Annotated in this window: 10 protein-coding genes; 4 read left to right on the plus strand and 6 right to left on the minus strand. The window is 69.6% G+C overall.

Translation table 11 applies throughout. From position 1 onward, the window contains the following. Positions 1 to 55: 55 nt before the first annotated feature. From OHS16_RS28725 to OHS16_RS28735, 3 genes are all read right to left on the minus strand, one after another. The gene (locus OHS16_RS28725) at positions 56 to 1,759 is read right to left on the minus strand and encodes an acyl-CoA dehydrogenase family protein (protein ID WP_328540152.1); all 1,704 of its coding nucleotides are present in this window, start codon (positions 1,757 to 1,759) and stop codon (positions 56 to 58) included. Positions 1,760 to 1,853: 94 nt separating this feature from the next. Further along, positions 1,854 to 2,465 (minus strand): TetR/AcrR family transcriptional regulator, encoded by a 612-nt coding sequence (locus tag OHS16_RS28730; RefSeq protein WP_328540153.1) that lies wholly within the window; start codon positions 2,463 to 2,465, stop codon positions 1,854 to 1,856. A 223-nt stretch (positions 2,466 to 2,688) separates the two neighbouring features. After that, complete coding sequence (locus OHS16_RS28735) at positions 2,689 to 4,359, minus strand: IclR family transcriptional regulator domain-containing protein (RefSeq protein ID WP_328540154.1); 1,671 nt, start codon at positions 4,357 to 4,359, stop codon at positions 2,689 to 2,691. A 275-nt stretch (positions 4,360 to 4,634) separates the two neighbouring features. Between OHS16_RS28735 and OHS16_RS28740 the strand changes: the two genes are divergently transcribed. Then, positions 4,635 to 4,763 carry a hypothetical protein gene (locus OHS16_RS28740; protein WP_328540155.1) on the plus strand — a complete coding sequence of 43 codons (129 nt, stop codon included), beginning with the start codon at positions 4,635 to 4,637 and terminating at the stop codon, positions 4,761 to 4,763. 203 nt (positions 4,764 to 4,966) lie between these two features. Further along, entirely contained in the window at positions 4,967 to 5,737 is a 771-nt protein-coding gene (locus OHS16_RS28745) for a class I SAM-dependent methyltransferase (protein WP_328540156.1), read from the plus strand. 74 nt (positions 5,738 to 5,811) lie between these two features. Here the strand turns inward: OHS16_RS28745 and OHS16_RS28750 are convergent, their stop codons facing one another. Beyond that, complete coding sequence (locus tag OHS16_RS28750; RefSeq protein ID WP_328540157.1) at positions 5,812 to 7,521, minus strand: chitinase; 1,710 nt, start codon at positions 7,519 to 7,521, stop codon at positions 5,812 to 5,814. Positions 7,522 to 7,814: 293 nt separating this feature from the next. On the opposite strand from OHS16_RS28750, the gene OHS16_RS28755 reads away from it, so the two are divergent. Together OHS16_RS28755 and pgm are read left to right on the plus strand one after the other, a co-directional pair. Continuing rightward, positions 7,815 to 9,563: a glycosyl hydrolase family 18 protein gene (locus tag OHS16_RS28755; RefSeq protein WP_328540158.1), complete on the plus strand. Its 1,749-nt coding sequence runs from the start codon at positions 7,815 to 7,817 to the stop codon at positions 9,561 to 9,563. Between the two features lie 157 nt (positions 9,564 to 9,720). Then, complete coding sequence (gene pgm, locus OHS16_RS28760) at positions 9,721 to 11,361, plus strand: phosphoglucomutase (alpha-D-glucose-1,6-bisphosphate-dependent) (protein WP_328540159.1); 1,641 nt, start codon at positions 9,721 to 9,723, stop codon at positions 11,359 to 11,361. 61 nt (positions 11,362 to 11,422) lie between these two features. On the opposite strand, the gene OHS16_RS28765 is transcribed toward pgm, so the two are convergent. Together OHS16_RS28765 and rho are read right to left on the minus strand one after the other, a co-directional pair. Beyond that, a complete protein-coding gene (locus OHS16_RS28765) occupies positions 11,423 to 11,854 on the minus strand; it encodes an ester cyclase (protein ID WP_328541024.1) in 432 nt (143 codons plus the stop codon). Then, entirely contained in the window at positions 11,851 to 12,999 is a 1,149-nt protein-coding gene (gene rho, locus OHS16_RS28770; RefSeq protein ID WP_328540160.1) for a transcription termination factor Rho, read from the minus strand. The genes OHS16_RS28765 and rho overlap by 4 nt, the downstream gene beginning before the upstream one ends. Between the last annotated feature and the right edge of the window lie 196 nt (positions 13,000 to 13,195).

Raw genomic sequence — 13,195 nt, forward strand, 5'->3', positions numbered from 1 at the left:
TGAGATGCTCCGTTCGGCACTCCGAAGGACTTCGAAATCCGCGCTGAGGCAGGAGTCAGCGGATGTCACCCGAGTGGCGCTCCACGATTACCGAGGCGTCCGTGCCGCGCGGCAGAATGCCGTACTGATGACCCCGGCTGTCGCCCAGCCGGGCGCCGATGAATGCCTCGGCGGAGCTCGTGGGAGCGTGACGCAGCATCAGCGAGGCCTGCAGCGCGAGGGCCATGTTCTCCACCGTGGCCCGGGCCCGGGTCTGCGCCGCCACCGGATCAAGCAGATCGTCGCCCAGGTCCTGCCGGACGCGGCGGATATGGGCATCGAGCACCCGGTCGGCTCCCGCGGTGTGCTCCAGTTCGGCCCAGAAGGCATCGAGCGAACGGGGCGTCCTGGCGATGCCGCGCAGCACGTCCAGGGCGATGACGTTGCCGGAGCCCTCCCAGACGGCCATCACGGGCTGCTCCCGGTAACGGCGGGCCAGTGGCCAGTCCTCGGTGTATCCGTTGCCGCCCAGGCACTCCAGTGCTTCGTAGGCGTGGTGCGGACCGCGCTTGCAGATCCAGTACTTGGAGACCGCGGTGGCCAGTCGCCGGAAGAGCAGCTCGGACTCGCCGCTGTTCGCCTCGTATGCGTGGGCCAGGCGGAGCGAGGTCCAGGTGGCAGCCTCCGTCTCCAGCGCGAGGTCGGCCAGCACGGCGGTCATGGCCGGCTGCTCGATCAGCCGGGCGCCGAAGGCGCTGCGATGCGCGGCATGCCATACAGCCTCGGACAGCGACTGCCGCATTCCCGCGGTGGTTCCTAGTACGCAGTCGAGCCGGGTGTGGTTGACCATCTCGATGATCGTCGGCACCCCGCGTCCCGGCTCACCCACCCGCGCGGCCCAGGTGTTGTCGAACTCGACCTCGGACGAGGCGTTCGACTTGTTCCCGAGCTTGTTCTTCAGACGCTGGATCCGGACGGTGTTCGTCGTGCCGTCCGGGAGCACCCTGGGGACAAGGAAGCAGGTGAGGCCGGCCTCGGCTTGGGCGAGCACCAGAAAGGCATCGGACTGCGGCGCCGAGAAGAACCACTTGTGACCGGTGAGCAGATGGGCCCGGTCGTCCGGATCGGAGGTCAGCGGCGTTGCACGGGTGGTGTTCGCCCGTACGTCGGAGCCACCCTGTTTCTCCGTCATTCCCATCCCGAACGTCAGTCCGGTCTTGCGGCCGGGGGCGATCAGCCGCGGGTCGTAGCTCCGGCTCAGCAGCCCGGGGAGCCAGTCGCGGCCCACATCGGGGTCGCGCTGAAGCACCGGAACCACGGCGTGCGACATGGACATCGGACAGGCGTGACCGGGCTCGATCTGGGCGAACAGCATGAACGAAGCGGCTCGTGCCACCGCGGCGCCGGGCTTCGGGTCCGCCCAGGCCGCGGTGTGGGTGCCGTAGCGCACCGCGGCGCCGGTCACCTCGTGGTACGCGGGATGGAAGTCGATCTCGTCGATCCGGTTCCCGTACCGGTCGTGGGTCCGCAGGGCGGGCGGACAGGTGTGGGCCAGTTCGGCCCAGTGCTGGAACTGCTCGGAGCCGACGAGGGAGCCGATCTCGTGCAGTTGCGGTTCGTGGTGAGCGGCGCCGAACTCTCGCACGGCCGCCCGCAGGGGCATGTTGGTGCCGTACTCGTCCAGACCGGCCCGGCGCGGCGCCTGATTGGTGACGTCGTGGGTGCGGCGGTCCGCGGGTGCGTCCGGCAGGCCGGCGTTCGGGGAGGTGTTCACCGTCATGGCTGGTTCCTGTCTGCGGTCGGGTTCGCGGTCGGGTTCGCGGTCGGTTCTGCTGTCGGGGTGTGGGCCGTGCGGCGGTTCGAGCGGGGCGCGGTCACAGACTGCGGGCGCCGGACGCCCGCAGGCACAGTTCCGTGATGGCTTCCACCACCGGGCCGGCGTCCGTCTGCTCACCCACGGGGGAGAGCGGGCCGAGCAGTGCCTCGCTGATCGCGCCGATCATGGCAGCGGCCGAAAGGCCGGGGTCCTGCGCGGGCAGTTCACCCGCTGCCATGCCGGCCGTGATGATCTCCTCGGCGAGTGAGTGGTAGCCGCGGCGGTAGGTCACACGCTCGGCCTCGACCTGCGGATCGACCCGCTCGGCGAGCAGGGCCCAGGCCGTCCGCTGAGACTTCAGCGCCCGGTACGAGAAGACCTCGACCAGGGCCCTCAGCTGCGCGCCGGCACCGGTCTCGCGGTGCACCGCGTCCCGTACGGCATGCAGTTCATGGCCGGCGGTGTGCCGGAAGACCGCGGCAAGCAACTCCTGTTTGGAGGTGAAGTGGTTGTAGACGCTGCCGGTGGCGACACCGGCCCGGGCGGCGAGCGCGGAGATGCTCGCCGCGGCGTACCCGCCCTCGGCCAGCAGACTCCTGGCAGCTTCCAGCAGCCGCTCACGGTGAGCGATGCGGGTGGCCTCGGTCCGGGCGGTGGGTCGGTACGCCATGATGCTCTGAACCTCGATTCATATCTTCCGTCTCCACTCAACCACCGCCGGTTGTCCCGCGCAAGGACGTGACGGCGCATGCGGCCTGCCGGTATGGGCCGACACCGACTGTCCTGGCGGTCCCTTGCGGTCAGGGCCACCCGTTCCCTCCAGCCCCGTGTGCGCGCAGGGCCGACGCACCCACCCCCGTCCGGAGCGGATCCGCGGCGCGGGCCGGAAGGACTCAGCCGGTCCTGACCTGCTGCCGTTCGGAGACCAGCGCGACATCGGCCGTGATCGCCGCGGCGCACTCCCGCAGTGCGGGCAGGATGGTGGTGTGTGCCTCCGCGGCCGATGTGCGCCCGGCGTGCAGCGAGACGTTGACGGCGGCGATCACGGCCCCGGAGCGGTCCAGCACCGGAACGGCAAGGGATCGCAGTCCCTCTTCCAGCTCCTCGTCGACCATGGCGTGACCGGCCGCTGCTGTGCGGTCGAGAACCCCGGCGAGAGCTGTCCTGCTGGTGATCGTGTGTCCGGTCAGCGGTCGCAGCGTGGTGCGTTCGAGGCGGGCGTGACGTTCGCCGGCGGGCAGCCCGGCCAGCAGTACCCGGCCCATCGATGTGGCGTACGCGGGGAAGCGGGTGCCGACGGTGATGTTCACGCTCATGATGCGTCCGGCGGCGACACGGGCCACGTAACGGATGTCGTCGCCGTCCAGGACCGCGACGGACGTGGACTCGTGGATCCGCGCGACCAGGGCCGCCAGATGCGGCTGGGCGAGCTCGCCCACGGTGAGCCGTGACAGCAGGGAGTAGCCCAGTTCCAGCACCCGTGGGGTGGGCAGGAAGAAGCCGCCGTCCGATGTGGCGTAGCCGGCCTGCTGGAGCGTCAGCAGGGAGCGCCGGGCGGTGGCCCGGGGGAGCGCCGCCGCCTGCGCCACCGCGGAGAGCGCCATCGCGTTTCCGGTGGTGCCCAGCGCGGCGAGCACCGAGAGCCCCCGGGCGAGCGATTGGAGGTAGGCGGGCCCCAGCTCCTCCTTCGGGGCCAGCGAGGTGTCGTCACGTGCCGGCGGCGCCTGACGGGCCGCGGCATCCGGGCTGTGGTGCGCGAGCGCCGATGCCATCTCCGCAGCCGCGCGCTGCATCCTGTCCAGCACGGTGTCGTGCAGCGAGCCGGCCGAATGGCGGCTGGTGTGAGACACGACGCTCAACGCGCAGAGGGTGCGGCCCGCGGTGTCGCGGACGGGGACGGCCACCGCGACCAGGCCGGGTTCGATGAACTGGTCGTCCACGGACCAGCGCTGAGCGAGTGCGGCGGCCGCCCGCCGGGTGAATGCCGCCTCATCGGAGCCGGGGGACGCGGAGCGTGGCGGCGGGACCGTGAAGCCGGGGCGGTCCGGGTCGCTCCGCCGTTCGCGCCAGATCTCGTACTGCTCAGGGGTCCATTCCGCGGCGAAGAGCGATCCGGGCGCGCAGGACTCGACGGGGAGCGCGTCGCCGGTCCTGAACGTCACCGAAAGGGTGCGGCGCCGTGTGGTCTGTGCGATGAAGCGGACCGCGTCCACGTCCGGCACGGCCAGGGAGACGGACTCGTCCAGCTCGTCGGCGAGCGCCTCGACCCGCGGGCCGAGGATGTCCGCCAGGGCGACGGCCCGAAGGTAGACGCCGCTCAGCTCCATCACCCGGGGAGTGAGCGCCAGATCGCGGTCGTCGGCGCGCAGATGGCCGATGTGCACCAGCGTGGAGGCGATCCGGTCGACGGTCGATCGGGCAAGGCCGGTGGCGCGGGCCAGTTCACTGGCGCGAAGCCGGCCGTCCGGGGCCGAAGCGAGCGCACGCAGCACGGCGAGCCCGCGCTCCAGCGGGCCCGCCGGGGCGGTCTCGTCGGATACACCGGCGGTGCTGTTCTGCGGCATCTGGGTCCTCCTCGGTGCTGGAACCGTACCGGTGGCACCGAGTGGCCTCCGCACCGTTGACACGAGGGTGAGGTGGGCGGCGACTCGGCGCACAAGTGTGAACAATAGTTCACTGGGTGAACGTATCCGATGGGACAGACGAGATGGACACGACCGTTCCCACGGCGGGCGAGGCGGTCACCGCCATCGGTGACGGGTCTTCACTTGCCGTGGGGGCTTCGGACTCGCCGGAGTGCCCGACGTGCTGATCGACCCGCTCCACCGGCAGGGCGTGTGTGCACCGGAACCCCACCGAGCTCAGTGTGCTGGACATCGCCGACGGGGGCCTGCGGCTGGTGCAGACCGCGCCCGGAGTGAGCGCCCGGGAACTGTGCGACCGCACCGCGGGGAAGGTGCGGTGCTGAGTCCTGCCCCGGCACAGCTCACGGCGTCCGGCCGCCTCACCGCGTGCCGGGACGCCCAGTACGCGGGCGATCCCCCGCCGGGCCATGGCACCCACCGGACACCGCTACTTCGCCAACACGGCCCAGGGGAGCACTTAGCCTGTACGGACGGAGACCGCAGCGACAGCGCACTCCGGCAGGCACACGTCCGAAGGCGGTAGCTGATGTTCTCGCAGGCCAGAGCGGTGGTGTCCGGCAACTGGGCGCCGTACGCCCCGGAGGGCCCCACATTCCGCGAACTGACCGTCCAGGCGCTCTCCTCCATCGAGCGCGGCTACGACCTGCTGGCACCGAAGTTCGACCGGACACCTTTCCGGACCTCCGACCGTCTGCTGGACGCGGTCGCCGGGGCACTGCTCCCGCTGGGCCCCTTCGAGGCAGGTCTCGATGTGTGCTGTGGCACCGGAGCGGGTGTACGGACACTGCGGAGCGTGTGCGCGGAGCGGGTCACCGGAGTGGACTTCAGCGCCGGGATGCTGGCGGCCGCCGCGCAGTCCGATCTCGCTGCGACCGGGACGCCCGTCGCGGAGTGGGTACGTGCCGACGCCCGCGCGTTGCCGTTCCGGGGAGCCTTCGACCTGGCCGTGAGCTTCGGGGCCTTCGGACATTTTCTGCCTGCTGAGCGACCCGGCCTGTTCGCGGAGGTGCACCGCTCACTGCGGCCGGGCGGGGTGTTCGCGTTCCCGATCGGCGCTCCCATGTCACCGCGGTCCTCGCAGTACTGGACGCTGCTCGGTTTTGACGCGGTGATGCGGGTACGCAATCTGGTGTGGCGGCCGCAGTTCGTCATGTACTACCGCACGTTCCCGCTGGCGGAGGTGTGTGAGGACCTGATCGGAGCCGGGTTCTCGGTAGGCCTGGTTCCCCTCGAGGAGTTCGGCCGCCGGGCTGACGGAAGTCCTCGCTGCCGTCTGGTGATGGCCCGACGGGAGTGACGGCGCGGCCCGGCCCCAGTGAGCGGGACCGGGCCGCGGCGTGAAACGGCCGGGGCCTTTCTTTGCCGGAGAGGCTAGGGAAGCGCGTGCACGTGCGGCCCGACCGCACCCGACCAGGCGTTGCCCGATGAGGCGTCCCAGTTGGTGGACCAGGTCATCGCGCCGCGCAGGCCCGGGTAGGTCTTGGAGGGTTTGAAGGAACCGCAGCCGGTGCCCTTGGCGAGGCAGTCCAGCGCGTTGTTGACGACACCCGGCGCGACGTACCCGCTGCCCGCACCGCTCGTCGACGCGGGCACACCCAGGCCGACCTGGGACGGGTCCAGGCCGCCTTCCAGCTGGATGCAGGCGAGCGCGGTGAGGAAGTCGACCGAGCCCTGGGCGTAGACCTTGCCGTCGCAGCCGAGCATCGAACCGCTGTTGTAGTACTGCATGTTGACGACCGTGAGGATGTTCTTGATGTTGAGAGCCGTCTTGAAGTACTCGTTCGACGTGGACTGCATGTCGATGGTCTGCGGGGCCATGGTGATGACCAGACCGGAGCCCGCCTTGGCCGACAGCGACTTCAGCGCCTGCGACATGTAGGTGGAGTTGATGCCGTTCTCGAGGTCGATGTCCACCCCGTCGAAGCCGTACTCCTGCATCAGTGAGTAGACCGAGTCGGCGAAGTTGTTCGCCGATGTGGTGTCGGACACGGAGATGGTGCCGTTCTGGCCGCCGATGGAGATGACGACCGACTTGCCGGTCGCCTGCTTGGCCTTGATGTCGGCCTTGAACTGGGTGGTGCTGTAGCCGCCGAGCCCCGCCGAGTCGAGGGTGAAGGAGACGGCTCCCGGTGTGGTGGTGGCATCCGCGAAGGCCACCGCGATGATGTCGTAGTTCGCCGGGACGTCGCTGATCTTCTGGACGGTCGCACCGTTGTTGAAGTTCTGCCAGTAACCGGTCACCGCGTGCTTCGGGACGGATCCACCGCCCGTCCCTCCGCCGCCGTCGGCCGATGTGCGGGCCGAGATGACCGTTGACCTGGGCGACTCACCAGCCGAGTTGGTCGCTGTGACCTGGAACTGGTAGGAGGTGTCGGCCGACAGGCCCGTCACCGAAGCCGACGCACCGGTGGACGAAAGCACCTTCGCGCCGTCCCGGTAGATGTTGTAGCCGGTCGCGCCGGCCGAAGGACTCCAGGACAGATCCACCGAACTCTTGGTCACCGAACCGGCCTTGAGCCCGGCGGGTGCCGCAGGGACGGTCGGCCCCGGGTCGGTGCCCCCGCCGCCGTCCGGGCCGACGACGGAGACATCGTCGGCGAAGTAGGCCGGCTGGCCGTACCAGCCGTGCACATAGACCGTCACGGAGGTGGTCGAGGCACCGGTTCTGAAGGTGGTGGACAGCTGGGAGTAGGAGGTGGAGCCGGGGGTCCAGGTGGACACGTCGGTGGTGCCGGTGCCGCTAGCACCGAGGTACACATAGCTTCCCTGCACCCAACTGCTCAACGTATAAGTCGAGTTGGCGCGTACGGCCACGGTCTGGGTGCACTGGGCGTTGTCCTGGCCCGACGGAGTGGCCCGCAGAGCCGAGCCGCCGCCGTGCACAGGTGATGAGACGGTGGTTCCCGAGGCGCCGGAACAGGTCCAGTTGGAGAGGCCGGACTCGAAGCCGGCGTTCTTGGCGACATTGATGTCCGCGGCCTGGGCGGTCCCGGTCAGGCCTGCGAGGGAGAGGGCGGCAGCTGCGATGACGGCGAGCGCGCCGCCGAGCCAGGATCTTCGGACGAACGGTGCACGTTCCACGAGGTGTCTCCGGGGGTGAGCAGGGGCGGAGTGGTCAGGCGGGAACTGCTGGGACGGTGGCCACCGCTGGTACTGAAAGGTGGTCCAGACCAATAGGGTTGTCAAGACCTGAAGCACTTTCCGGCTCCATGAATGCGCGGCTCGGCCCGGCTCTGGCGTCAGGGCGCAACACCGCGGAGTCGGGGCGGCGCGGCAAACACTGCTCCATGAAGTGGTCTGGACCCTTGACGTCGTTATGGTCCAGACCAATCATGGGCGCGATCCGTCTGTTGCCCCGCCCACTGGGAGCCCCCATGAGACGTAAGAGATCCGTTCGTGCCCTGCTGACCACTCTGGCGACGGCGGCCGCCTCCGTCGGTCTGGTGGTGGGGCAAGGCGCCGCCGCACATGCCGCGACACCGCTGCCCACGCACGTCTTCGCGCCCTACTTCGAGGCGTACAACGGCGACAGTCCGGCAGCACTCGCGCAGCAGTCCGGTGTCAAGTATCTGACCATGGCCTTCGTCCAGGCCGAGGCGCGCGGTTCGTGCACGCCCTTCTGGAACGGGGACACCGGCCAGCCCATCTCCTCGTCCGTCTACGGCGCCGACTTCACCACGATGCGCTCCCGCGGCGGGGATGTGATTCCATCGTTCGGAGGGTACGCGGCGGACAACGGCGGTACCGAGATCGCGGACAGCTGCACCGATGTGAACGCCATCGCGGCCGCGTACGAGAAGGTCGTCACCACCTACGACGTCTCCCGTCTCGACATGGACATCGAGGACAACTCGCTGACCAATACGGCAGGCATCAACCGCCGGAACCAGGCGATCAAGAAGGTGCAGGACTGGGCGGCCGCCAACGGGCGCTCGGTGCAGTTCTCCTACACGCTGCCCACCACCACGAGCGGACTGTCGAGCGACGGCCTCGCGGTGCTGCGGAGCGCGAACACCTACGGGGCCAGGATCGACGTCGTCAATCTGATGACCTTCGACTACTACGACAACGCCTCGCACAACATGGCGGACGACACCCGGACCGCCACCACCGGACTCCACGACCAGTTGGCCTCGCTCAACCCCGGCAAGAGTCCGGCGCAGCTGTGGGCCATGGTGGGCGTCATCGAGATGCCGGGCATCGACGACTTCGGCGCCGCCGAGACCTTCACCACGGCCGACGCGGCGTCCGTCTACGACTGGGCCACCAGCAAGGGCATCGGCACGCTCTCCTTCTGGGCGCTGCAAAGGGACAACGGCGGCTGCCCCGGGACGGGCGGCTCGGACTCCTGCTCCGGAATCGCCCAGGACCAGTGGTATTTCAGTCATACCTTCGAGCCCTTCACCAGCGGCAGCGGTCCGGTCTCGAGCGACTTCTCGCTCTCCGCTGCACCCGGTTCGGCATCCGTCGACCCCGGCGGCTCGGCCACCGCGACGCTGAACACCTCGGTGACCGCGGGGGCCCCGGGGACCGTCACACTGAAGGCCACCGGCGCGCCCGCCGGGGTGACCACATCGCTCAGTCCCGGCTCCGTCACCGCGGGCGGCTCGTCGAAGCTCACGCTCAACGCCTCGTCCTCGGCGGCGCCCGGCACCTACCCGATCACGCTCACCGGCACCGCCGGCCAGGTGACGCACACCACGACCTTCACCCTGACCGTATCCGGGCCGGGCGGTGGCACCGGAGCCCTGGTCAACGGCGGCTTCGAGACTGGCGCCGCGGCGCCGTGGAGCTGTGAGAGCGGCGCTTCGGTGGTCACCACACCGGTGCACGGCGGAACGCACGCCCTGAAGACATCCCCCACCTCCGCACAGAGCGGCGAGTGCACCCAGACACTGTCGCTCAGCCCGAACACCCATTACACACTGAGCGGTTGGGTCCAGGGGAACTACGCCTACCTTGGCGTGCGGGATGGCGCGACCGGCAGCGCCTGGACCAGCGGAAGCGGCTGGTCCAAGCTGTCCGTGCCGTTCACCACCGGCGCTTCGGGCACCGTCACGGTCTATCTGCACGGCTGGTACGGGCAGGGAACCGTCTACGGCGACGACTTCTCCGTGAACTGACCCGCGCGACCCGGCCGGCCCGGTGCTGGAGGCGGCCCCTGTGCGCCTCCGGCGCCGCCGGTCCGGCGGCCCGGCGAGGCTCGAGCGCCGCCCACCCCGGATTCAGGAGGATGACCTGACAAACTGAGCGAAACGACCGACGTGGAGGAGTAGGCAGATGCCGCACGAACGAGCGGGACAGCCGGCGCGGCCGGAGGACCTGACCGATGTCGCCCGGCTGGTGACCTCGTACTACGCACTGCACCCGGACCCGGAGGAACCGGCCCAGCGTGTGGCGTTCGGGACCTCGGGACACCGCGGATCGTCATTCGCCACCGCGTTCAACGAGGACCATATCGCCGCCACCAGCCAGGCGATCTGCGAATACCGGGCGCGCCGGGGAACCGATGGGCCGCTCTTCATCGGAGCCGACACCCATGCGCTGTCCGAGCCCGCCCGGGTGACCGCCATCGAGGTGTTCGCGGCGAACGACGTGACCGTCCTCATCGACAGCGCCGACGGTTACACCCCGACCCCCGCCGTGTCGCACGCGATCCTCACGTACAACCGTGGCCGCACCTCCGGTCTTTCGGACGGTGTCGTGGTCACCCCGTCCCACAACCCGCCCGCCGACGGCGGGTTCAAGTACAACCCGCCCAGCGGCGGCCCCGCGGGCTCCGATGCGACCGGCTGGATCCAGGACCGGGCGAACGAGATCATCGCCGGTGGCCTGAAGGACGTGAAGCGGCTTCCCTACGCCCGCGCCCTGACCGCTTCCACCACCGGGCGTTACGACTTCCTCGGCAGCTATGTGAGCGACCTGCCGGCGGTGCTCGACCTGGACGCGGTACGCGCCGCAGGGGTGCGGATCGGAGCAGATCCGCTGGGCGGCGCTTCGGTCGGCTACTGGGGCCGGATCGCCGAACAGCACCGGATCGATCTGACCGTCGTCAACCCGCTCGCCGATCCGACCTGGCGCTTCATGACGCTGGACTGGGACGGCAGGATCCGGATGGACTGCTCGTCGCCGTACGCGATGGCTTCGCTGATCGAGCGGCGTGACCAGTACGCGATCGCCACCGGCAACGATGCAGATGCCGACCGGCACGGCATCGTCACACCCGATGCCGGACTGATGAACCCCAACCACTATCTGGCCGCGGCCATCTCCTATCTCTACACCCACCGCGAACAGTGGCCGGACCGTGCGGGAATCGGCAAGACGCTGGTGTCATCCGGAATGATCGACCGGGTCGCGGCCGATCTCGGCCGCAGACTGGTCGAGGTTCCGGTCGGCTTCAAGTGGTTCGTGGACGGACTGGTCGACGGCTCACTCGGCTTCGGCGGGGAGGAGTCGGCGGGAGCCTCGTTCCTCCGCCGCGACGGCTCGGTGTGGACCACCGACAAGGACGGGATCATTCTGGCGCTGCTGGCCTCCGAGATCCTCGCGGTCACCGGGAAGACCCCGTCGGAGCACTACGCCGGACTCACCGACCGGTTCGGCTCGCCGGCCTACGCCCGTATCGACGCACCCGCGACGCGTGAGGAGAAGGCGATCCTGGCCAGGCTCTCGCCCGACCAGGTCACAGCGGACACCCTCGCCGGCGAACGGGTCACCGAGGTGCTCACCGAGGCACCGGGCAATGGCGCGTCCATCGGTGGGATCAAAGTGGCGACCGAGAACGCCTGGTTCGCCGCCCGGCCTTCGGGCACCGAGGACGTCTACAAGATCTACGGTGAGTCCTTCCTGGGCGCCGACCATCTGGGCCGGGTGCAGGAAGAGGCCAAGGCCGTGGTCTCCGCGGCCCTGGCCGGCTGACCGGTATCCGGTGCGAGGCCGGCGGGGGCCCGCTCGGTGCGGGCCTCCGCCGGCCAGCCGGCTACTTCGGCAGCTGCAGCGGATCCTCGCGCAGCAACTGGGCCAGTACGTCGAACTCGTTGAACAGCATCCAGTCCTCGGTGATGCTGCCCTGCGAGACGTACAGCTGCGAAAGACCCCACAGGTGCACCCGGCGTCCGGTGGGACGGCCGTAGAGTGCGTGGCCGCGGTGTGTGCCCACCGCGGTCCACCGGACCGAGACGCGGTAGCCGTCTGCCTCGTTGCCCATCCAGTAGACCTCGTCGACCTGGAGACCGAGGTCGGGGAAGGCCGTCGGCGATGATGCGGTACGCGTCCTCGAATCCCCGCATCGGATGGCGCCGCTCGCCCGCGGCGAAGCCCGGTGTGCGTCTTCACCGGCTGGCCCGGCGCGCCATGGGAGCGCCGCGGGAGCAAGGGGTGGCGCCGGGTCGGGCCCCGGCGCGTGGATCAGGCGCCGGGAACGGTGTGGTGGATCTGGCGGAGGAACGCCGCGTTGTCCGGAGTGCGCCGGATCCTGTCCAGCAACGCCTCCAGCGTGGTGTGGCCTTCCCTGGAGCGCAGTGCGCGTCGCAGGCCACGAAGGATGGCCAACTCAGCCTCGGAAAGAAGGAGTTCGTCGCGCCGGGTGCCCGAGGACGTGATGTCCACCGCGGGGAAGATCCTTCGGTCCGCGAGTGCGCGGTCCAGCCTGAGTTCCATGTTGCCGGTGCTCTTGAGCTCTTCGAAGAAGTAGTCGTCGGCGCGGGAACCGGTATCGACAAGTGCCGTCGCGAGGATGGTCAGTGAACCGCCCTCCTCGGCCAGCCGGGCGGCGCCGAAGAGACGCTTGGGGCCGTGCACCGCCGCGGCGTCGACCCCACCACTGAGCGTACGGCCGCCCGACGCCGCGCTGTTGTTGTGCGCCCTGCACAGCCGAGTGAGGGAGTCCAGCAGGATGACGACATCCTGCCCCTGTTCGACGAGCCGCTTGGCACGTTCCACCGCGAGCTCGGCGAGCGCGATGTGTTCCTTCGCCGGCCTGTCGAAGGTCGACGCGAGGACGTCGCCCCGCACGGAGCGGCGCATGTCGGTGACCTCCTCGGGCCGCTCGTCGAGCAGTACCACCATCAGGTGGCACTCGGGGTGGTTGTGGGCGATGGCCGCGGCGAGCTGCTGGAGCAGCACGGTCTTTCCGGTGCGGGGCGGCGCGACGATGAGTCCGCGCTGCCCCTTGCCCACGGGCGTGATGAGATCGACGAGACGGGTCGTCGCACTCCCGCCCGGGGTTTCCAGGCGCAGTCGCTCCCGTGGGTGGAGCGGGGTGAGGTCACGGAAGTGCGGCCGGCCGCCAAGGGCCTGCGGCGGGCGGCCGTTGACCCGCTCGACACGGGCCGGACCACCCGGGTGTTCATGCGTCCCTTCGACGAAGTCGCCGGATCGCAGGCCCAACTGGTGGATCTGGGCGGGTGATACCCGTACGTCGTCGGGGGAGGGGCGGGAGCCCTGCGCATCGTGGGTGCGGAGCAGACCCTGGCCGCGGTTGACGATGTCGAGGACACCGGCGACGGGGGAGGTGGGGTGCTGCTGGACAGGAGAATGTTCGAGGGTGCTGGTCATGCGGGTTCCTTTCGCGGCATGCGAACGAGAGGCCCGGCGGGGGGCGGCGTGATCACGCCCCGTGCCGCGGGCGGTAGGGCCCGAACCGGGAATCAAGGAGTGGTGCTGAGAGGCCGGATCGCCGATCATGAAAAGAAAGGCGCAACAGCGACAATGGAATAAGGAGGTGGAAAACTGGCACCGGCGCCTGCAGAAG

This window comes from Streptomyces sp. NBC_00344 (genome assembly GCF_036088315.1).
In the GTDB taxonomy this organism is placed as follows: domain Bacteria; phylum Actinomycetota; class Actinomycetes; order Streptomycetales; family Streptomycetaceae; genus Streptomyces.